Here is a 19,588-nt window from a genome sequence, read left to right as displayed (position 1 = left end):
TCGCGCTGGCCAAGCGCGGGCGGCCGCGCCATTTTGGCGGGATGCGTCTCGTTTTTGCTGCCATGCTCCTGGCCGGGCTGCTGGCCCTGGCCCCCGCCCGGGGCGAGGAAGGCTGGCCACAGCCCTGCCCGGCCGCGCCGAACCAGTACCTGGCCCTGCCGAAGGCACACGCCGCCCTGGCGGCGGGGAAGAAACTCACCATCCTGGCCTTCGGTTCCTCCTCCACCGAGGGCTCCGGGGCCAGCGACCCGGCCCATGCCTATCCCGCCCAGCTCGAGGCCCGGCTGCGCGCCGCCTTCCCCGGCCATGAGGTGCAGGTGCTGAACCGCGGCAAGGGCGGGCAGGAAGTCGCCGAGATGCTGGCGCGGCTGGAGGGCGACGTGCTGGCGGCGCACCCCACCCTGGTGATCTGGCAGGCCGGGGCGAATGCGGTGCTGCGCGGCATGGCGCCGGAGCAGTTCAGCGCCGCCATGGCGCTCGGCATCGCCCGCATCCGCGCCAGCGGAGCGGAGCTGGTGCTGATGGACAGCCAGCGGGCGCCACGCATTCTCTCCGCGCCGAATTGGGAGCGTTTCGATGCGGCGCTCGGCCAGCTTTCGCTGGACAGCCAGGTGCCGCTCTTCTCCCGCGCCACGCTGATGCGCGCCTGGGCGGAGGCAGGGACGCCGAGTGACGCGATGCTGGGCCCGGACGGGCTGCACCACAATGACCGTGGCTATGCCTGCCTGGCGGAAGCCCTGGCGCGGTCGCTGACCGAGGCGCTCGGCCCGGCACGGATCGCGGGGCGCTAGGTATCTCCCCACGCCGCCGCTGCGCGGCGCCGCGGGGGCCCCGGAATCGCTGGACTCCCCGCGTCTCGCACGGCCTGCCGCGGCAAAGCCGCGCAGGACAACAGGCAGCGCGGTTGCGGTGGGCGCGGTTGCGGTGGGCGCGGCCGCGGCCCCGGGCGGCGAAAGGCCCCCTGTCCCTCACCCCCTCGCCCGCAAGATCAGCCCCGCCGAGGTCACCGGAAAGCCCCGCACCGAAAGCCGGAGATGCGGCGGAAACACCACGCCCAGCGGCGAGCTCGCCTCGCCGAAGGGCGCCAGATCCACGAAGCGGTCCAGCATCCCGGCGCCATGCCCCTCATCCAGCGGCAGCAGGGTGTGGCCATGTGCCGCCACCCGGGCCGCCAGCGCCTCGACGTGCCGCCGCTGGTACAGCACCGTCACGCCGCGGCCGATGGTGCCGCCCAGCCCGTCCAGGTTGAACTCCGTGGTATGCACCGCGATGCCGCCCGGCCTCAGGCATTCCATCGCCTGCTCCACGAAGCGCCACCCCGCCTCCAGGCTGCCGAGATGCTCCAGGGCGCAGACCGACCACAGGCAGTCGAAGCCGCCCTGGCGCAGCTCGGCCGGGATGGCGGCCATGTCCGCCGGGCGGAAGCTCACCAGCCGGTCGAATTCCTCCCGCGCCAGCAGCTCCGGCCGGAACAGCGCCGCGGCGGCGCTGCCATGCTGGCCGGTCTCGATCCAGTCGCGGGCGCGGGCATCCTCGCCGGCCAGGTCGGTGGCCACCACCTCCACCCCCTGGGCGGCGAGGATCGCCGGCAACGCCTCCCGCCCCACCGCGAAGCCCAAAGCGCGGCGGCCGGGGGCGAGCATCCCCGCCTCCCACAGCGCCTGCAGGACGAAGCCATCCTCCCACAGCTTGCGGTGATAGACCGGCGGCGTGCCCAGCACCCGGCACCAATGGCGGAACCAGGGCGCCTCGATATCCGCCTGGCGGCAGGTGCGGCTGGTGAGCCCCGCTTCGCTCGGCCCCTCCGGCACCGGCGCGGCGGGACCGGCGAGGCCGGCGGCGTAGTGCCGCTGCGCCAGCTCCGCCCCCAGCACCTTCACCGACCAGCGGGTCAGCTCATGCTCCCGCTCCCAGAGCAGGCGGGTATCGCCCAGCAGTGGCAGGCGGCGATGACGCTGTCGCCAGCGGGCGAGGTGACGGAGCAGGCGGGCGATCATCCAGGCGATGTGCAGCGGCGGCGGCAAACTGTCCATCGGGCGGAACGGGCTCCGCCCCCGAACCGCCGGCTGCCCCCGCACCCTGTCGGTGGGCGAATGCCGCCCCCTCCCCCGCTGGCGGGGGAGGGTTGGGGTGGGGGTGGCTTCCCGCGCGACCTGCGGCCCCCGGCCCGATGCTTGCCGATCAGGGCGGCCGGCACCCCCACCACCACCCCCAACCCGACCCTCCCCGCCAGGCGGGGGGAAAGCAGGCCGGTCAGCTATCCAGCCGGATCCCCAGCTCGCGGATCAGCGGCCGCCATTCGGCGCTCTCGCGCTTCACGAATTCCTGGAACTCCGCCGGGCTCCAGGGCGCGCTCTCGATGCCGAGGTCGTGGAACCGCACCTGCACGTCAGCCGCCGCGACGCCGGCGCGCAGCCCGTCGGCCAGCTTCTCCACCACCGCCGCCGGCGTGGCGGCCGGCACGCTCATCCCCTGCCAGCCATAGGCGATGGCCGTGGGGAAACCCAGCTCCCGCAGCGTCGGCACCTCGGGCGCCTTCGGGCTCCGCGCCTCGGAGAAGCAGCACAGCGTCTTCACCCGGCCCGAAGCGATGAAGGGAATGCCCGTCGCGCAGTCGATCACCACGCTGTCCACATTGCCGGAGAGCAAATCCTGCATCGCCGCCGGCCCGCCGCGATAGGGCACATGCGTCGCCTGCAGCCCGGTGCGCCGCTTCACCATCTCCATCGCCAGATGGTGCGGCGAGGCCACCGCCGGCGTCCCGTAATTCGGCGCCCGCGCCTTCGATTGGGCGACGAACTCGGCAAAATCCTTCACCGGGCTGTCCGGCCGCACCACGATGAAGAGCGGGAAGCGGCCGATGAAGCCCACGCCGCGGAAATCGCGGTCCGGGTCATAGGGCAGCCGGCTGTAGAGCGCCGGGTTGTAGGTCAGGATGCCGTTGTCGACATGCATCAGCGTATAGCCATCCGGCGTGCTGCGGGCGACGGCCTCGCTGGCCACCACCGCGCCGCCGCCCGGGCGGTTCTCCACCACCACGTTCTGGCCGAGCCGCGTGGCGATATGCGCGCCGATCAGCCGGGCGAAGGTGTCGCTGGCGCCGCCCGGCGGGTAGCCGACGACCCAGCGCAGCGGCCGGTCCGGGAAGCCCTGCGCCCGCGCCGGCCCCGGCATCGCTGCCAGCCCCGCCAACCCCGCCACCAGCTCCCGCCGTCCCAGCATCGCGCCCAGCCCCGCTTTCATTCGCCGCCGGCATCTAACCGGAATTGCCGCGCCGCGTCACCGCCCCGGGCGGGAAGCCGGCTTGCGAGCCGCCCGGGCGCGCCCGTAGCGCCGGCCCGCCCGGGGCGGTGAAGCCCGGCTCAAGGACCGCCGCCGGAGCGGCCGCCATGGTCAGCCCGGCACGGGCCCGGCGAGGCCCAGCAGCGCGATCATCGCCGGCAGGGTGATGGCGGAGAGCAGATGCTGCAGGGTGATGATCGCCGCCATCAGCTTCGCGTCGCCGCCCATGGCGCGGGCCATGACATAGCTGGTGGTGGCGGTCGGCAGCGCCATGAAGATCAGCGCATTGGCCAGCGCCAGCGGCGCCAGCCCGAAGACATGGCCGAAGAGGAGGGTCAGCGCCGGCATCCCCAGCAGCTTCAGGCAGGCCGTCGCCAATTGCAGGCCGAGCCGGTCCTTGAGCGTCGCCAGCGACAGCGCCGCCCCGACGCAGAGCAGGCCGAGCGCGATCGAGGCCTGGCCGAGCGTCGCCAGCAGCGGCCTGAGGCCGGGCGGCAGCCCGCCCAGCGCCGCCACCGAGAAGCCGATGATGCAGGCCAGCAGCAGCGGGTTGGTGGCCAATTGCCGCGCCACCCGCCCCGGCGTGGGCCGCGCCCCGTCCGGCCGGCCGAGGGCGAAGACCAGGATCGTCAGCACCTGCACGCAGGGCACGATGAGGCCGGTGGCGACGGCGCCGAGGCTGGTGCCGGCGCCGCCATAGAGCCCGGCCACGACGGCGAAGCCCATGAGCTGGTTGAAGCGGATGCCGCCCTGGAAGACCGAGGTGGCGGCCGGGTGCAGCGTGCCGAAGGCGCGCGCCAGCACCAGGCTGAGCCCGCCGCCCAGCAGCAGCGCCAGCCAGATGACCAGCGCCATGGCGCCGAGCGGCAGCGCCGCCAGATCGACGGCGGAGATGGCCGAGACCAGCAGGGCGGGCAGCAGCGCCCAGAAGACCAGGCGCTCGATACCCGCCCAGACGGCGTCCTCCCGCAGCAGCCAGCGGCGCAGCAGCGCGCCGGCCAGCAGCATGCCGAAAGGTGGCAGGAAGACGTTGAGGTAGAGGATCAAGGCCCGGCCCTTCTGGAGCGCGACCGCGCGTCATGCGGCCGCCGCGCAGCGTGAATCATGCGGCGGGGCAAAAGGCCAGAGCCCCGGGCTGGGATGGAGGGGGCGAAGGGCTTGCGCCCCGGCCACGCCGTGCGGCCGGGGAGGAGGATCGCGCCGGCTGGGCCGGCCAGCGGAGCCGCGCCTTTTTTGCACCGGGCTTCAGGCCGGTTGCCCGGGCAGCCCGGTCGCTCCGGCGGCGCGGCTCGACGCGCCCTGCAGGCCGCGGCGCCCTGGGGGGCCGGCCTCAGGCGCCAGTGCCGCCGGGCAGCCCGCCGCCGGGCGGGCTGGCGATCTCGGAGAGGCAGGCCGCCTCCGTCCGCGGCGCCGGGCCATTGGCCCTGGCGGCGGCATGGGCCACGCGCAGCCCCGCCCGCCCCTCCCGGTACAGCACCAGGTCGAGGGCGCAGGCGGCGGCGGTGTAGAGCCAGATCTCGCCCGGCCCTTCCGGCCGGCGCAGCGCCGGCTCGCCGAGGCGGAGCCGCAATTCGGCCGGGTTGAGGCCGAGCAATTCGGCGGCGCTGGCGGGCGGGCCGGCCTGGCCGCTACGGGTCGGGCCGGTACGGGACGGGCCGGTAAGGACGGGCTGCAGCAGCGGCGCGGCGGGCTCGGCCGGCGGCCCGGCCGCTGCCGCGACGGCGACGGGCGCCGGTGCATCGGCCAGGCCCGCCGAGGGTCGGACCACCCCCGGCCCCGCCCCGGCCCCGATGGCCGCCAGGCTGGCCTGGCCGCTCTCCAGCGCCTGCTGCAACGCCTCCCCCTGGGTTCCGGCCGCGCAGCCCAGCAGCGGCAGCAGCAGCAGCAGGCGAAGGCGGGACAGCGGCGGCGCCATGGCGGGCGGGGTCCGGCGGGAAAGGCCAGGCCAGGGCCTGGCCCGGTTGCGACGGTGGGGTCAGCTCTCCGCGGCGGCGGCCGGCAACCGTACCGGCGGGGCGGCGCCTTCCGTGATCATCTCCATCTTGCCGGAGACCTGGCCGCCCTCCTCCACCTGCAGCTTGCGGTAGCGGGCGGTGCCGGTCACCCGGCCGGTGGCGCGGATGACGAGGCTGCCGCGCGTGGTGATGGTGCCGTCGAACAGGCCGGCGATCTCGGCATCCTCCACCTGCACCTCGCCCTTGAAGACGCCGGCCTGGGCGACGAAGAGCTCGGTCGCCTGGATCATCTGGCTTTCCACCGTGCCTTCCACCACCAGCCGCTCGGCATCCGTCACGGTGCCCTGGAGGCTGATGCCGCGCCCGACGACCAGGGTGCGGCGCTCCGCCGTCTCGGCTCGCGGGGCCGGCCGGGCCGGCACGCCCACCGGGGCCGGGCGGGCGCCGAGGGTCGGGACGGGGGCGGCGGTGGGCTTGGGGGCGACGGTCATGGCGGGCGCGTCCTTGGATGATGGGCGGAAGGGCGGCACGCCGAGCTCGGCATCGCGAGCCGCGCTCGGCGCCGGGGCCTGAGGCACGGCCGGCTGGGGCGCCGCCCCCTCCTCACGCTTTCGGCTGAAAATGGACATGAAGCCTTCCCTCGATCGGCAACTGGCGGGGTTCTCGGCACGGTCCGCGCACGCGGCCCCGGTGCCCCCGGGCTAACATGCGCCCTCCCCCGCACACAACACGCGGCACCTTCATCCGGTGATTTCCGTCGCGGCGGCACGCCTGTCCGCATGCAGCAGGTGAGTCATCGCCGCGGTGCCGAGCACCGGCACCAGCAGATTCACCCCCGGCAGTAGAGCGAGGCCGCCGAACACCGCGCCGAGGGCGAGCACCTTCGCCTCGCTCTGCCGTCGCAGCCGCTGCGACTCGGCAACCGTGCAGCGCCGTTGCGCCACCCCTTCGAACAGCCCATGGCCCAGCGCGACGGCCGAAATGCCCCAGAGCAGCAGGGCGCCGAGCGGCGGCACCAGCAGGCCGAGCGGCAGCGCCAGCAGGGAGAGCAGGCCGAAGCGCAGCGCCAGCCCAAGTCCCGCCCAGGCCTGGGCGGCGAGGCCGGCCCCGGCGGCGGGCGGCAGGTCCGGGTAGAAGCGCCGCTCCACCGCCGCCGCCACCGGGTCCAGGAACAGCCCGGTCAGCGCCAGCACCGCCGGAACGAAGAGCCAGATGGCGAGGCCGAAGGCGGCCAGCCCGCCCAGGGCGCCGATGATGGTGGCCAGCCACCCCTCCCCGCCCACCAGGCTGGCGCTGAGCCAGGCGCCGAGCGCCGCGAGGCCGAGGAAGGCGGCCAGCGCGGCGAGGCAGCCCTTCAGCAGCGGCCAGAGGAAGGCCGGGTCGCCGATCTGGCGCAGGGTGAGGGCGAGCGGAGCGAGCATCGGGGCGTTCCGGAGGTTACGGCAGGAGGTTGCGGCGTCCGGACACGGGGGCTATCCCGCCCGGCACCCGGCCGCAACGCCGCCAGATGCGAGGTTGTCCCCAGATGAGCGAGCCCTCCCTCGATATCCTCGGCATCGGCAATGCCATCGTCGATGTGCTGGCCCGCGCCGAGGACGGATTCCTGGAGCGGGAGAACCTGGCCAAGGGGGCGATGCGGCTGATCGGCGCCGAGCAGGCCGACTCGCTCTACGCGAAGATGGGGCCGGGGGTGGAAAGCTCCGGCGGCTCGGCGGCCAATACCTGCGCGGTGGCGGCAGCGCTCGGCGCCCGGGTCGGCTTCCTCGGCAAGGTGGCGGATGACGCGCTGGGCCAGGTCTTCGCCCATGACATCCGCGCGGCCGGGGTGCATTTCCCCACCGCGCCGCTCAAGGCCAAGGGGGAGGGCTACGCGCCGACGGCGCGCTGCCTCATCCTGGTCACCCCGGATGCGCAGCGGACGATGAACACCTATCTCGGCGCCTGCGTGCAATTCTCCGCGGCCGATGTGGACCCGGCGGAGGTGGCGCGGGCCAGGGTGCTGTACCTGGAAGGCTATCTCTTCGACCCGCCGGCGGCCCAGGCGGCCTTCTACGAGGCGGCGCGGATCGCCCACCAGGCCGGGCGGCAGGTGGCGATCAGCCTTTCCGACGCCTTCTGCGTGGAGCGCCACCGCCAGGCCTTCCTGCGCTTCGTGCGGGAGGAGGCGGATATCCTCTTCGCCAATCAGAGCGAGCTGGCGGCGCTGTACGAGACGGAGGATTTCGCGGCGGCGGCGCGGCTGGCGGCCGCGGATGTCGGCCTGGCGGCGCTGACCCGCAGCGAGCAGGGCAGCATCATCCTGGCCGGGGAGGAACGGCATGCCGTGCCGGCGGCGCCGGTGAAGGTGGTGGACACCACCGGGGCGGGCGACGCCTATGCGGCGGGGTTCCTGGCGGCGCTGACCCGGGGCCTGCCCTTGCCGGAATGCGGCCGCTGGGGGTCGGTGGCGGCGGCGGAGGTGATCTCGCATTTCGGGGCAAGGCCGCAGGCGGATCTGCAGGCGCTGGTGGCGGGGAAACTGCCGCCGGGGGCGCGGCCGGTGGCTGATACGCTGGGGTGATTGGCGGGCGCCGCCCTTACCGCCGGCAGCAGGCACTCCTTCTGCACCTCCGCGGGGGGCGGCCCCCCCAACCCGGTGTGGGTTTTGGGCCCGTGGGTTCAGCCAGCAGACTCAAGGCGGGGGGCCGAGGAGCCGAAGCCCCATCTCAGGCGATGCCAAGCAGCCAGATCAGCCCGAGGCTCAGGCCGGCCAGCACCAGCAGCGCACCCAGGGCGGCGGCGCTGACCCGGCCGCTCAGGCGCTTCAGGCTGCGCAGGTCCACGCCGAGGCCGAGCGCCGCCATGGCCGCGACGCTCAGCCCATGCGCCAGCGTGCCGAGCGGGGCCGCCGCCGCCTCCGGCAGCAGCCCCGCTGCCCGCGCCAGGGCCAGGCCGAGAAAGCCCAGGATGAACCAGGGTACGAAACGGGTCAGGGACCGCACGCCACCGGCCGGCGTGCCACAGCGGCCCCAGAGCGAGAAGAGCAGCACCATCGGCCCCAGCATCAGCACCCGCAGCAGCTTCACCGCCGTCGCGAGCTGCACGCTGAACGCCCCGGCCGGCGCCGCCGCCGCCAGCACCTGCGGCACGGCATAGACCGTCAGCCCCGCCATCACCCCGTATTGCGCCTGGGAGAGATCCAGCACCGGGATCAGCAGCGGCAGGGTCAGCACCACCAGCACGCCGAGCACGGCGGTGAAGGCGATGGCCGCCGCCACGTCGCGCGCCTCCGCGCCGATCACCGGCGCCACCGCGGCGATGGCGGAATTGCCGCAAATGGAATTACCGCAGGCCACCAGCATCGCCAGCCGCGGCGAAAGCCCCAGCGCCCGCGAAAGCCCGTAGCCGAGGCCGAGGGTCAGCAGCACCAGCAGCGCGACGGCCGGCACCAGCCCGGGCCCGGCGGCCGCCACCAGCCGGCCATCCAGCGTGGCGCCCAGCAGCATCACCGCCACTTCCAGCAGCGTCTTGCCGGTAAAGCCGATGCCCGGCTGCCAGCCCGGCCCGATCTGCCAGAAGCTGCGCAGCACGCATCCCAACAGGATGGCGATGACCAGCGCATCCAGCGCCCGATGCCCGGTCAGCGCCCATTCCACCCATTCCAGCCCGTAGGCGGCCAGCGAGACGGCAAGGCAGAGCAGCACCCCCGGCGCCAGGCGCTGGAGGTGGGAGGCGACACTCGACATGGAGCTGGGGTCCCGCGACGGCGCCGGGAAGCGCCCCGGCCCCTATGCTGAAGACCCGGCCGGTCTATAACTCAAATACATTATCTCCATACATCCATGGCGTCTGGTTATGGCCCTCAACCTGCATCTGCTCCGCCTTTTCGCCGCCGTTGCGGCCCATGGCGGCTTTTCCCGCGCCGCCGCCGCGCTGCATCTCAGCCAGCCCGCCATCTCCAAGGGGGTGCGGGAGCTGGAGGGGCGGCTGGGCAGCCCGCTGCTGGAACGCGGCCCGGGCGGGGTGCGGCTGACCGAGGCCGGCCAGGTGCTGGCGCGCCACGCCGCCACCCTCTTCGCCGCGGAGCGGGCGGCGGAGGAGGAGCTGGCGGCGCTGGCCGGGCTCGACCGCGGCACGCTGCATCTCGGCGCCAGCACCACCATCGCGACCTACCTGCTGCCGGAGATCGTCGGCGCCTTCCACCTGGCGCATCCGGCGGTGGAGCTGCGGCTGACCAGCGCCAATACCCTGGCGATCGCCGAGACGCTGGCGGCGCGGGAGCTGGATATCGCCCTGGTGGAGGGGCCGGTGGAGCTGCCGGGGATCGAGGCGGCCTTCTGGCAGGAGGATGAGATGGTGCTCATCGCCTCCCCCGGGCACCGTCTGGCGGGGGAGGCGGCGCCGGTGCCCGCCGCCGCCCTGGCCGCGGAGATCCTGCATGTGCGGGAACCCGGCTCCGGCAGCCGGGAGGTGGTGGATACCGCCCTGGCCGCGCATGGCGTGGTGCCGCGGCAGCGGCTGGAGATCGGCAGCACCGAATCGATCAAGCATCTGGTGGCGGCGGGGCTCGGCGTCGGCATCGTCTCCGCCGCCGCGGCCTTCGACCAGATCGCCCTCGGACGGCTGCGGGTGATTCCGCTGCGGGACCTGGTGATCCGCCGCAACCTCAACCGCCTGCGCATCCCCGGCCGCCAGCCCAGCCCTGCCGCCCGCGCCTTCGACGCGCTGCTGGATGCCGGCGGCGCCTTCCTCGGCCGCCGTGGCTAGAGCGGGATCGGTTGAGCTGCGCTCACCCGCCCCGCTCTAGCTCATTGTTCGGTCGCGTGATTCACGGTTTCGGTCGATTCGACCTCAACCGATCACGCTCTAGAGCAGCTTGTCTCCGATCAGGTGATTTCCACCTGATCGGATATTGCTCCAGGGGGGGCAGGCGGCGCGGCGCCTCCGCCGCGGCCCGGGCCGAAGCCCCGCCATTTCCCCTCGCATTTCCCGCGCCGAACGCCTATCTGTGCGCCGCAACATGCCGCCAGCCCGCGCCGCCTGGCCCACGCCCCCCGAGACAGGGCGCTGGGACGGCGCGGTTTTGCGTTGCGGCACTCAGTGGAATCGGATCCCCGATGGAACTCCGCAACGTCGCCATCATCGCCCATGTCGACCATGGCAAGACCACCCTCGTCGACCAGCTCCTGAAGCAGGCCGGCGCCTTCCGCGCCAATCAGCAGGTGGCCGAGCGCGCGCTCGACCGCAACGACCTGGAGCGGGAGCGCGGCATCACCATCCTGGCCAAGTCCACGGCAGTGGAATGGAAGGGCGTGAAGATCAACATCGTGGACACGCCCGGCCACGCCGATTTCGGCGGCGAGGTGGAGCGCATCCTCTCCATGGTGGATGGCGCCGTCGTCCTCTGCGACGCCGCCGAGGGCCCCCTGCCCCAGACGAAGTTCGTGCTGACCAAGGCGCTGGCCCGCGGCCTGAAGCCGATCGTCGTCATCAACAAGGTGGATCGCCAGGACGCCCGGCCGGACGAGGTGCATAATGAGGTCTTCGACCTCTTCGCCGCCCTCGGCGCCACCGATGAGCAGCTCGACTTCCACACCCTCTTCGCCTCCGGCCGCCAGGGCTGGGCGGACACCTCGCTCGACGGTCCGCGCAAGGACCTGGCGCCGATGTTCGACCTGATCCTGAGCCATGTGCCGGCGCCGAAGGTGGAACTCGACAAACCCTTCGCGATGAACGCGACGATCCTGGAGAGCGACAATTTCCTCGGCCGCATCCTGACCGGCCGGGTCGAGCAGGGCGTGGCGCGGGTGAACATGCCGGTGCGGGTGCTGCGCCAGGACGGGACGGTGGTGGAGAGCGGGCGCCTGACCAAGCTGATGACCTTCTCCGGCCTGGAGCGCGTGCCGGTGGAGGAGGTGCAGGCAGGCGACATCATCGCCATCGCCGGCCTCGCCGACGCCACCATCCCGGACACCATCGCGGCGCCCGAAGTGACGGAGCCGGTCCCCGCCATTCCGGTGGACCCGCCGACCCTGGCCATGACCTTCCGCATCAATGACGGCCCGCTCGGCGGCCGCGAGGGCAAGAAGGTGACCAGCCGGCAGATCCGCGACCGGCTGTTCAAGGAGACCGAGGGCAATGTCGCCATCAAGGTGAAGGTCTCGGACGAGGTCGATGCCTTCGAGGTGGCCGGCCGCGGCGAGCTCCAGCTCGGCGTGCTGATCGAGACCATGCGCCGCGAGGGCTTCGAGCTGACCATCGGCCGTCCCCGCGTCCTCACCCGGTTGAACGAGGCGACCGGCGAGCGCGAGGAGCCCTACGAGGAAGTCCTCGTGGACGTGGATGAGGGCTATTCCGGCGTGGTCGTCGAGAAGCTCTCCATCCGCAAGGGGCAGATGCAGGACATGCGGCCCTCGGGCGGCGGCAAGATCCGAATCACCTTCGAAATCCCGTCGCGCGGCCTGATCGGCTACCATGGCGAGTTCATGACCGACACCCGCGGCACCGGGCTGATGAACCGCCTCTTCCTCGGCTACCGGCCCTGGGCGGGCGTGATCCCGGGGCGGCGCAACGGCTCGCTCATCTCCAACGAGGATGGCGAGGCGGTGCAGTACGCGCTGTTCTATCTGCAGGAGCGCGGCACGCTCTTCGTCGATCCTGGTGTCAAGGTCTATGAGGGGATGATCCTCGGCGAGCATTCGCGCGAGAACGACCTCGACGTGAATCCGATCAAGGAGAAGAAGCTCACCAACATCCGCGCCGCCGGCAAGGATGAGGCGCTGCTGCTGACCCCGCCGCGCCGGATGAGCCTGGAGCAGGCGATCGCCTATATCGAGGATGACGAGCTGGTGGAGGTGACGCCCTCCGCCATCCGCCTGCGCAAGCGCTACCTCGACCCGCATGAGCGGAAGAAGCACGCCCGTCGCGCAGAGAGCGAGGCGGCCTGAGGCACTCCCCACGACGTTGCTGCGCAACGTCGTGGGGGCCCCGGACTACGCCCCGCGTCATCGCTGCGCGATGCCGCAGGGGCCCTTCGAGGCGCTCCAAGAGCGGCGCCTCGCACAGAGCCTGCCGCGGCAAAGCCGCGGCAGGGCAACGACAGGGTGGGGTTGAGGCGGAGCGCCTGAAGCCGGGCGGCGGTGGCGGGCTCAATTCAGCCGCTGCCGCAGCTCCTCCATCACCAGGCGGATGCGGCGGGCCGCCTCGCCTTCCGGTTCCAGCTCCAGCGAGCGTTCCAGGCAGGACAGCGCCGCCGAGATGCGGTCCAGGCGCTGGTTCATCAGCCCCGCCTCCCGCCACAGCACCACCGCGTCCGGCGCCAGGCGCAGCATGTCCTCGGTGCAGGCCAGCGCGCCGGCCATGTCGCCGCTGCGCAGCCGCCGCAGCTTGATGTTGTTCTGCAGCCGCAGCAGCACCTGGCGCTTGTCCATCGGGCGCAACAGGCCGGGGCGCAATTCCGCCCGCTCGCCCTCGATCCGCTTGATCAGGATGCGCAGGTCCGGCGCCGAGAGGCCCGTGCCGCCATCGAAGACATCGACGATGGCCTGGCCGCTGCGCCCCTCGATCGCCAGCAGGAAATGGCCGGGGAAATCGATGCCATGCGCCGCCCAGCCCGCCGCCTCCGCCGCATGCAGCCAGATGATGCCGAGCGCGACCGGCAGGCCCAGCTTCCGTTCCACGACGCGGATGAGGTTGGCATTCGCCAGATCCTCGTAATTGCGGCTGTCGCCGGCAAAGCCGAAGCGGGCGTGGATCACCTCCGCCAGGGCGGCGCGGCGGCGTTCCGCATCGCCCGCATCGGCTTCCTGATCCGCAGTGGCGGCGGCGACGGCGGCCTGGGCCAGGCTGGTGAGCTGTGCCGCGGCGCCGCGCCAATCCGCCTCCGGCGCATCGATGCGCGCAAGCTGCAGCGCCACGGCGCCAAGGTCGAGCTCCGCATCGGGCAAGGTGCCTGCGGCCTCCAGCGCGGCCCGCGCCTCGGCCTCTGGGGTCTGAGCCATGCGCGCACTCTTGCCCCGGGGCGGCGCCAGGGCAAGCGCCACGCGTGATCAATGCGAAGCGGGAACCATCCGGCCCAGCTTCCGGCCGCCGAAGATGTGGACATGGAAATGCGGCACTTCCTGCCCGGCATCCGCACCCATGTTGGAGAGGATGCGGTAGCCTCCCGCCTCCAGCCCCAGCGCCCTGGCGGTGGCGGCAACGGCGCGCCAGAAGCCGGCGATCAGCTCCGCCGGCGCCGCCGCGTGGAAATCCGCGGTGCTGACATAGGGGGCCTTGGGGATGACCAGCACATGCACCGGCGCCTGCGGGTGGATGTCGTGGAAGGCCAGGGCCCACTCATCCTCATGGACCTTCTTGCAGGGAATCTCGCCGCGCAGGATGCGGGCGAAGATGTTGCCCTCGTCATAGGGGGGCAGGCCGGTGACGGACATCGGTTGCGGCTCCTCTGCTTGGCGGGGGCCCCGCCCCCGGAACCCCCGCCGGGGAGGGGACCCCTCCCCGGGCCCCGGTGTGAGTCGGCGGGTTCAACCCGCGGGTCTGAAACTCAGACCGGGGTCCGGGGCCAGGTCCCGGCCCCGGCGGGGATCGAACGCATGCGTTCGATGGGGGCAGCGCCCCCTGCGAGGCTCAGAACTCCCGCGGCGGCCGCGGCCGCCTTGGCGGACGCGGGCCGGTACCGAACTGGTCCTGCTGGTGAGACGGCATCCGCCGTTCCCGCGGCGGCGGCGGCGGCGCCGCCAGATCCGCCTCCAGCTCCTTGATCTTGCCGGCGATGGAGGTGCGCAGCTCCGGCGAGGTGTGCGGCTTCAGGCTGCGGATGGTTTCCTTCAGCTCCGCCAGCAGGCGCACCTTCTCCTCCCGCGTCCGCTTCAGCGGTCGGTTGTCGGAGAATTGGCCGTCATAGGAACGCATGTGACTGTGACTCCCCGGGCATGGTTATGGGCGGGGCGTCAAGCGCCCCGCCGCTTGCCGGCGCAGCCTAGCAGATCGCCGCGCCGGGTTTCGGAAAAAGCCGCGCCTCAGATATCCAGCATCAGCCGGCGTGGATCCTCGATGCTCTCCTTCACGCGGACCAGGAAGCTGACCGCTTCCTTCCCGTCCACGATGCGATGATCGTAGGAGAGGGCGAGATACATCATCGGCCGCACCTCGACCTTGCCGTTCACGACCATCGGCCGCTCCTGGATCTTGTGCATGCCGAGGATGCCGCTCTGCGGCGGGTTCAGGATCGGCGTGGACATCAGGCTGCCGTAGATGCCGCCATTGGTGATGGTGAAGCTGCCGCCCGCCATCTCCTCCAGCTTCAACTGCCCGTCGCGGACGCGCTTGCCGAAGCCGCCGATGGTCTTCTCGATCTCGGCGAAGCCCATCTTGTCCGCATTGCGCAGCACCGGCACCACCAGCCCGTTCGGGCCGCCGACGGCGATGCCCATATGCACGAAGTGCTTGTAGATGATGCTGTCGCCGTCGATCTCGGCGTTCACCGCCGGAAATTCCTTCAGCGCCGCGACGCAGGCCTTCACGAAGAAGGACATGAAGCCGAGCCGGACGCCGTGCTTCTTCTCGAAGACGTCGCGGTATTCCGTGCGCAGCGCCATGGCGGCGCCCATATCCACCTCGTTGAAGGTGGTGAGCATGGCGGCCGTGTTCTGCGCCTCCTTCAGCCGCCGCGCGATGGTGATGCGCAGGCGGGTCATCTTCACCCGCTCCTCGCCCGCCTCCTCGGCGCGGGGCGCGGCGGGCTTGGCGGCGGGGGCAGGCGCCGCCGCCGGGCGGGCCAGGAAGTCCAGCACGTCGCCCTTGCTGATGCGGCCATCCTTCGCGGTGCCGGTGCCGATCTGCTCGGCCGTCACGTTGTTCTCCGCCATCATCTTGGCGGCGGCGGGCAGCGGCGCATGGGTGCCGGAAACGGGCGCGCCGGGCACCGCCACCGGGCCGGCCGGCACGCGCGGCGCTTCCACCTTGGGCTGCGCCGCGGCGGCGGGCGCCGGGGCCGGCGCCGCCGGGGCGGGCTGCGGCCTGGCCGGGGCAGCGCCGGCGCCGGCGCCGCCGATCACGCCCAGCACCGCGCCAGGCGCCACTTCCGCGCCCTCATCCGCCGAGATGGATTCGATGACGCCGGCGGCCGGCGCATTCACCTCCACCGTCACCTTGTCGGTCTCCAGCTCGACCAGCGGCTCATCCACCGCCACGGCCTCGCCGGCCTTCTTCAGCCAGCGCGCCACCGTTGCGCTGGAAACGCTCTCGCCCAGGGTGGGCACCAGGATATCCGTCGCCATATCTCGCTACCTTCCCGCGCCGCGCTGCGCCTTAAAGGCCCAGCGCCTGCCGCACCAGGGTTTCCTGTTCCTGTCCGTGCACCTTGGCGAGGCCGGTGGCCGGGCTCGCCGCCTCGCGGCGGCCGACGAATTCCGGCCGCTTCGCCGCGATGTCCAGCTCCTTCAGCACCTTCTCCAGCCGCCGGTCCATATAGGTCCAGGCGCCCATATTCTCAGGCTCCTCCTGGCACCACACCACCTCGGCGCGCTTATAAGGCGCCAGCGCGGATTTCAGGCCGGCGGTCGGGAAGGGATGGAGCTGCTCCACCCGGATCAGCGCCACATCCTTGATGCCCTTGTCGCGGCGTTCCTGCAGCAGGTCGTAATAGACCTTGCCGGTGCAGAGCACGACCCGCTTCACCTCCTCCTCCGGCGCGATCGCGTCGATCTCCGGGATCACGTAGCGGAAGGCGCTGCCCGGGCCGAAATCCGCCAGCGAGGAGACCGCCAGCTTGTGCCGCAGCAGGGATTTCGGCGTCATCAGGATCAGCGGCTTGCGGTAGTTCGCCTTCAACTGCCGCCGCAGCGCGTGGAAGTAATTCGCCGGCGTGGTCAGGTTGCAGACGCGGAGATTCCGCTCGGCGCAGAGCTGCAGGTAGCGCTCCAGCCTGGCGGAGGAATGCTCCGGCCCCTGCCCCTCGTAGCCATGCGGCAGGAGCATCACGAGGCCCGACATGCGCAGCCACTTGGTCTCCGCGCTGGCGATGAACTGGTCGATGATGACCTGGGCGCCATTGGCGAAGTCGCCGAATTGCGCTTCCCACAGCACCAGCGTGTGCGGGTCGGCCAGCGAGTAGCCGTAATCGAAGCCGAGCACGCCGAATTCGGAGAGCAGGCTGTTGAAGGCTTCGAATTTCGGCTGGCCGTCGCGGATGTTGTTCAGCGGGACGTATTCCGCCTGGGTCTTCTGGTCGACGAGATAGGCGTGGCGATGGCTGAAGGTGCCGCGCTGGACATCCTCGCCGGAGAGGCGCACGCGATGGCCTTCCAGCAGCAGCGTGCCGAAGCCGAGCGCCTCGCCGGTCGCCCAGTCGATGCCCTCGCCGCTCTCGATCGCCTGCTTCTTGGCCTCGAGCTGGCGGGTGATCTTCGGGTTGACGGAGAAGCCCTCCGGCACCCGCGCCAGCGCGCTGCCCACCTCGCGCAGCGTCTCCAGCGGGACGGCGGTGGCGTGGAGCTGCTCCACCTCCTCGCCCACCGCCACGGCCTTCAGCCCGGACCAATGGCCTTCCAGCCAATCCGCCTTGTTCGGCTTGAAGCTCTGCGCCGCCTGGTGCGCTTCCTCAAGCTTCTGGTTGAAGGCGTCCAGCACCGCCCGGCTCTCCTCGGCCGGCACCGTGCCCTCGGCGGCCAGGCGCTCCGCATAGAGGGTGCGGGTCGTCTTCATCTCGCGGATCCGGCCATACATGATCGGCTGGGTGAAGGCCGGCTCGTCGCTCTCATTATGGCCGTGGCGGCGGTAGCAGACGATGTCCACCACCACGTCGGTGGCGAATTGCTGGCGGAATTCGGCGGCGAGGCGGGAGACGAAGACCACCGCCTCCGGGTTGTCGCCATTCACATGCCAGATCGGCGCCTGCACGCTCTTCGCCACATCGGTGCAGTAGAGGCCGGAATAGGCATGCACCGGCACGGTGGTGAAGCCGATCTGGTTGTTGGTGACGATGTGGATGGTGCCGCCGGTGCGGTAGCCGATGAGCTGGCTCATCGCCAGCGTCTCATACACCACGCCCTGGCCGGCGAAGGCGGCATCGCCATGCAGCAGGATGCCCATGACGGAATGCCGGGTCTTGGTGTCCCCCGACATGTCCTGCCGCGCCCGCACCTTGCCGGCGACCACCGGATTCACCGCTTCCAGATGTGAGGGGTTGGGCTGCAGCGAGAGATGCACCATGCGCCCCGCCACCTCGACATCCGTGCTGGTGCCGAGGTGGTACTTCACGTCGCCCGAGCCCTGGACGTCGTCGGGGTTGGCGCCGACGCCCTTGAACTCCGAGAAGACCTGGGTGAAGGGCTTCTTCACCACGTTCACCAGCATGTTCAGCCGGCCGCGATGCGCCATGCCGATGGCGATCTCGTTCACCCCCGCCGCGGCTGCGGTCTCGATCACGGTCTGCACCGCGGGGATGGTGCTCTCGCCGCCTTCCAGGCCGAAGCGCTTGGTGGAGACGTATTTCCTCGCGCAGAAAGCCTCGAAGCCCTCGGCTTCCGTGAGCTGGGAGAGGATGCGGCGCTTCGCCGCGGCGTCGAAGGCGCGGACCCAGGGGGCGCCTTCCATGCGCTGCTGGATCCAGGATTTCTGCTCCGGATCCTGGATATGCATGAACTCGACGCCGATCGGCCCGCAATAGGTGGCGCGGCAGACTTCGAGGATCTGGCGGACCGAGGCGGTCTCCAGCCCCAGCACGCCGTTGATGAAGATCGGCCGGTCCAGATCGGCCTCGGTGAAGCCCCAGAAGGCGGGGGAGAGTTCCTGGTGCGGCTTCGGCTGCTGCAGGCCGAGCGGGTCGAGCTGCGCTTCCAGATGGCCGCGCACCCGGTAGCTGCGGATCAGCATCAGGGCGCGGATGGAATCGAGCTGCGCGGCGCGGATGGCGGCCGGGTCCGCCGCGGCGGCGGGGGCGGGTTTGCCGTCCTTGCCCCTGGCGGTGGGCGGCGCCTCCGGCTCCGGCGCGAAGCCGCCGCGCGGGCGGGGCGCCCAGGAGGCGCCGAGCGCATCGGTCAGCACGGCGCGCGCATCATCGTTCAGCGCGGCGAAAAGCTCGGCGAAGGAAGGATCGACGCTGCCGGGATTCTCCACCCAGCGGGCATAGGTATCGGCGAGATAGGCGGCGTTGGCGCCCGTCATCGCGCTGGCGAGAATGTCCACTCCGGCCATGTTCTTCTCCCTGCCGGCCCATCCTCGGCCGGCGGTGCACTGCATCATGCGCGGAAGCCGCGCGGGGATGCCGCGCGGGGCACGCGCGGACCTGAACAGCGTTCCGGCGCCGCGCGGACCTCAGATAGGACGCCGGCGCCGGTTAACATAGGGTCTCACCCCCGCTTTTGCGGCGGGTTCGGCCCGCCGCCCTGGCATTCCCCCTTGCCCTGGCGCCTGGCGAAGGGCCGGGACGCTTTCCGGGGCCGGTCCCGCCGGGACCGCGCCCTCCCCACACCTAGCCCTTCAGCGCCCGCACCATGGTGGAGCCGAGCGCCGCCGGGCTGTCCGCGACATGGATGCCGGCCGAGGCCATGGCTTCCATCTTCGCCGCCGCCGTGTCCTTGCCGCCGGAGATCACCGCGCCGGCATGGCCCATGCGGCGGCCCGGCGGGGCCGTGGCGCCGGCGATGAAGCCGACCACCTTCTTGTTCGGCTTGCCCGGGCCGAAATTCTCGCGGCGAAGGTATTCGGCGCCGATCACCTCGGCCTCGCCGCCGATCTCGCCGATCATGATGATGGACTTCGTCTCGTCGTCCTTCAGGAACATCTCCAGCACATCGATGAAGTCCAGCCCCTTCACCGGGTCGCCGCCGATGCCGACGCAGGAGGACTGGCCGAGCCCGGCCGCCGTGGTCTGCGCCACCGCCTCATAGGTGAGGGTGCCGGAGCGGGAGACGATGCCGACCGAGCCGGCCCGGTGGATATGGCCCGGCATGATGCCGATCTTGCACTGCTCCGGCGTGATGACGCCCGGGCAGTTCGGCCCGACCAGCACGGATTTGGAGCCGCTGAGCGCCCGCTTCACCCGCACCATGTCGAGCACCGGAATGCCCTCGGTGATGCAGATGACGAGGGGGATCTCGGCGTCGATCGCTTCGAGGATGGCGTCCGCCGCGAAGGGCGCCGGGACGTAGATGACCGAGGCATTGGCCTGGGTCTTCTCCACGCACTCCGCCACCGTGTCGAAGACCGGCAGGTTCAGCTCCGGGTGCATGGTGCCGCCCTTGCCCGGCGTGGTGCCGCCGACATAGGTGGAGCCATAGGCGATGCCCTGGCTGGCATGAAAGGTGCCCTGGGCGCCGGTGAAGCCCTGGGTCATCACGCGGGTGTTGCGGTCGACGAGAACGGCCATG

17 protein-coding genes are annotated in these 19,588 nt (G+C 71.8%); 4 read left to right on the top strand and 13 right to left on the bottom strand.

Annotated features, from left to right (window positions below):
- Positions 1-41 precede the first annotated feature (41 nt).
- On the top strand, positions 42-791 hold the full coding sequence (locus E5N76_RS09595; protein ID WP_149537068.1) for an SGNH/GDSL hydrolase family protein: 750 nt from the start codon (positions 42-44) through the stop codon (positions 789-791).
- 177 nt (positions 792-968) lie between these two features.
- On the opposite strand, the gene E5N76_RS09590 is transcribed toward E5N76_RS09595, so the two are convergent.
- The 6 genes from E5N76_RS09590 to E5N76_RS09565 all read right to left on the bottom strand — a co-directional run bounded on the left by E5N76_RS09590 (position 969) and on the right by E5N76_RS09565 (position 6,658).
- Complete coding sequence (locus tag E5N76_RS09590) at positions 969-2,033, bottom strand: SAM-dependent methyltransferase (RefSeq protein WP_235907639.1); 1,065 nt, start codon at positions 2,031-2,033, stop codon at positions 969-971.
- 220 nt (positions 2,034-2,253) lie between these two features.
- Positions 2,254-3,243 (bottom strand): Bug family tripartite tricarboxylate transporter substrate binding protein, encoded by a 990-nt coding sequence (locus E5N76_RS09585; protein WP_235907638.1) that lies wholly within the window; start codon positions 3,241-3,243, stop codon positions 2,254-2,256.
- A gap of 150 nt (positions 3,244-3,393) precedes the next feature.
- Positions 3,394-4,329 carry an AEC family transporter gene (locus tag E5N76_RS09580; RefSeq protein ID WP_149537067.1) on the bottom strand — a complete coding sequence of 312 codons (936 nt, stop codon included), beginning with the start codon at positions 4,327-4,329 and terminating at the stop codon, positions 3,394-3,396.
- A gap of 283 nt (positions 4,330-4,612) precedes the next feature.
- On the bottom strand, positions 4,613-5,197 hold the full coding sequence (locus tag E5N76_RS09575) for a hypothetical protein (protein WP_149537066.1): 585 nt from the start codon (positions 5,195-5,197) through the stop codon (positions 4,613-4,615).
- Between the two features lie 60 nt (positions 5,198-5,257).
- Complete coding sequence (locus E5N76_RS09570) at positions 5,258-5,728, bottom strand: bactofilin family protein (RefSeq protein ID WP_149537065.1); 471 nt, start codon at positions 5,726-5,728, stop codon at positions 5,258-5,260.
- A 249-nt stretch (positions 5,729-5,977) separates the two neighbouring features.
- The gene (locus tag E5N76_RS09565; RefSeq protein WP_149537064.1) at positions 5,978-6,658 is read right to left on the bottom strand and encodes an EI24 domain-containing protein; all 681 of its coding nucleotides are present in this window, start codon (positions 6,656-6,658) and stop codon (positions 5,978-5,980) included.
- 104 nt (positions 6,659-6,762) lie between these two features.
- On the opposite strand from E5N76_RS09565, the gene E5N76_RS09560 reads away from it, so the two are divergent.
- On the top strand, positions 6,763-7,797 hold the full coding sequence (locus tag E5N76_RS09560) for an adenosine kinase (protein ID WP_149537063.1): 1,035 nt from the start codon (positions 6,763-6,765) through the stop codon (positions 7,795-7,797).
- 145 nt (positions 7,798-7,942) lie between these two features.
- Here the strand turns inward: E5N76_RS09560 and E5N76_RS09555 are convergent, their stop codons facing one another.
- Entirely contained in the window at positions 7,943-8,962 is a 1,020-nt protein-coding gene (locus tag E5N76_RS09555) for a YeiH family protein (protein WP_149537062.1), read from the bottom strand.
- Between the two features lie 109 nt (positions 8,963-9,071).
- Between E5N76_RS09555 and E5N76_RS09550 the strand changes: the two genes are divergently transcribed.
- Both E5N76_RS09550 and typA read left to right on the top strand, forming a co-directional pair.
- Positions 9,072-9,983, top strand: a complete 912-nt coding sequence (locus E5N76_RS09550) for a LysR family transcriptional regulator (RefSeq protein ID WP_149537061.1) — start codon at positions 9,072-9,074, stop codon at positions 9,981-9,983.
- Between the two features lie 350 nt (positions 9,984-10,333).
- Complete coding sequence (typA, locus tag E5N76_RS09545) at positions 10,334-12,163, top strand: translational GTPase TypA (RefSeq protein ID WP_149537060.1); 1,830 nt, start codon at positions 10,334-10,336, stop codon at positions 12,161-12,163.
- A gap of 201 nt (positions 12,164-12,364) precedes the next feature.
- Here typA and E5N76_RS09540 read toward each other — a convergent pair whose 3' ends face one another.
- The 6 genes from E5N76_RS09540 to sucD form a co-directional block, all read right to left on the bottom strand.
- Positions 12,365-13,216 carry a SirB1 family protein gene (locus E5N76_RS09540; protein WP_149537059.1) on the bottom strand — a complete coding sequence of 284 codons (852 nt, stop codon included), beginning with the start codon at positions 13,214-13,216 and terminating at the stop codon, positions 12,365-12,367.
- Between the two features lie 48 nt (positions 13,217-13,264).
- Entirely contained in the window at positions 13,265-13,648 is a 384-nt protein-coding gene (locus E5N76_RS09535) for a histidine triad nucleotide-binding protein (RefSeq protein WP_149537058.1), read from the bottom strand.
- Between the two features lie 196 nt (positions 13,649-13,844).
- Positions 13,845-14,129 (bottom strand): hypothetical protein, encoded by a 285-nt coding sequence (locus E5N76_RS09530; protein WP_149537057.1) that lies wholly within the window; start codon positions 14,127-14,129, stop codon positions 13,845-13,847.
- Positions 14,130-14,236: 107 nt separating this feature from the next.
- Positions 14,237-15,496, bottom strand: a complete 1,260-nt coding sequence (gene odhB, locus E5N76_RS09525) for a 2-oxoglutarate dehydrogenase complex dihydrolipoyllysine-residue succinyltransferase (RefSeq protein WP_149537056.1) — start codon at positions 15,494-15,496, stop codon at positions 14,237-14,239.
- Between the two features lie 31 nt (positions 15,497-15,527).
- Positions 15,528-18,413, bottom strand: a complete 2,886-nt coding sequence (locus E5N76_RS09520; RefSeq protein WP_149537055.1) for a 2-oxoglutarate dehydrogenase E1 component — start codon at positions 18,411-18,413, stop codon at positions 15,528-15,530.
- 277 nt (positions 18,414-18,690) lie between these two features.
- Positions 18,691-19,587, bottom strand: a complete 897-nt coding sequence (gene sucD, locus E5N76_RS09515; protein ID WP_149537054.1) for a succinate--CoA ligase subunit alpha — start codon at positions 19,585-19,587, stop codon at positions 18,691-18,693.
- Between the last annotated feature and the right edge of the window lies 1 nt (position 19,588).

Origin of the sequence: Siccirubricoccus phaeus (genome assembly GCF_008360935.1) — a bacterium.
GTDB classification, from domain to species: Bacteria; Pseudomonadota; Alphaproteobacteria; order Acetobacterales; family Acetobacteraceae; genus Siccirubricoccus; species Siccirubricoccus phaeus.
This window is presented reverse-complemented; position numbering and strand designations above follow the sequence as displayed.

Excerpts from the sequence above, each read along its gene's own strand:
- E5N76_RS09535 (WP_149537058.1), bottom strand. The coding sequence starts at position 13,648 with ATGTCCGTCACCGGCCTGCCCCCCTATGACGAGGGCAACATCTTCGCC.
- E5N76_RS09590 (WP_235907639.1), bottom strand. The coding sequence starts at position 2,033 with ATGGACAGTTTGCCGCCGCCGCTGCACATCGCCTGGATGATCGCCCGC.
- odhB (WP_149537056.1), bottom strand. The coding sequence starts at position 15,496 with ATGGCGACGGATATCCTGGTGCCCACCCTGGGCGAGAGCGTTTCCAGC.
- E5N76_RS09575 (WP_149537066.1), bottom strand. The coding sequence starts at position 5,197 with ATGGCGCCGCCGCTGTCCCGCCTTCGCCTGCTGCTGCTGCTGCCGCTG.
- E5N76_RS09550 (WP_149537061.1), top strand. The coding sequence starts at position 9,072 with ATGGCCCTCAACCTGCATCTGCTCCGCCTTTTCGCCGCCGTTGCGGCC.
- E5N76_RS09570 (WP_149537065.1), bottom strand. The coding sequence starts at position 5,728 with ATGACCGTCGCCCCCAAGCCCACCGCCGCCCCCGTCCCGACCCTCGGC.
- E5N76_RS09530 (WP_149537057.1), bottom strand. The coding sequence starts at position 14,129 with ATGCGTTCCTATGACGGCCAATTCTCCGACAACCGACCGCTGAAGCGG.
- E5N76_RS09585 (WP_235907638.1), bottom strand. The coding sequence starts at position 3,243 with ATGAAAGCGGGGCTGGGCGCGATGCTGGGACGGCGGGAGCTGGTGGCG.
- E5N76_RS09565 (WP_149537064.1), bottom strand. The coding sequence starts at position 6,658 with ATGCTCGCTCCGCTCGCCCTCACCCTGCGCCAGATCGGCGACCCGGCC.
- E5N76_RS09540 (WP_149537059.1), bottom strand. The coding sequence starts at position 13,216 with ATGGCTCAGACCCCAGAGGCCGAGGCGCGGGCCGCGCTGGAGGCCGCA.
- E5N76_RS09560 (WP_149537063.1), top strand. The coding sequence starts at position 6,763 with ATGAGCGAGCCCTCCCTCGATATCCTCGGCATCGGCAATGCCATCGTC.
- sucD (WP_149537054.1), bottom strand. The coding sequence starts at position 19,587 with ATGGCCGTTCTCGTCGACCGCAACACCCGCGTGATGACCCAGGGCTTC.
- E5N76_RS09520 (WP_149537055.1), bottom strand. The coding sequence starts at position 18,413 with ATGGCCGGAGTGGACATTCTCGCCAGCGCGATGACGGGCGCCAACGCC.
- typA (WP_149537060.1), top strand. The coding sequence starts at position 10,334 with ATGGAACTCCGCAACGTCGCCATCATCGCCCATGTCGACCATGGCAAG.
- E5N76_RS09555 (WP_149537062.1), bottom strand. The coding sequence starts at position 8,962 with ATGTCGAGTGTCGCCTCCCACCTCCAGCGCCTGGCGCCGGGGGTGCTG.
- E5N76_RS09595 (WP_149537068.1), top strand. The coding sequence starts at position 42 with ATGCGTCTCGTTTTTGCTGCCATGCTCCTGGCCGGGCTGCTGGCCCTG.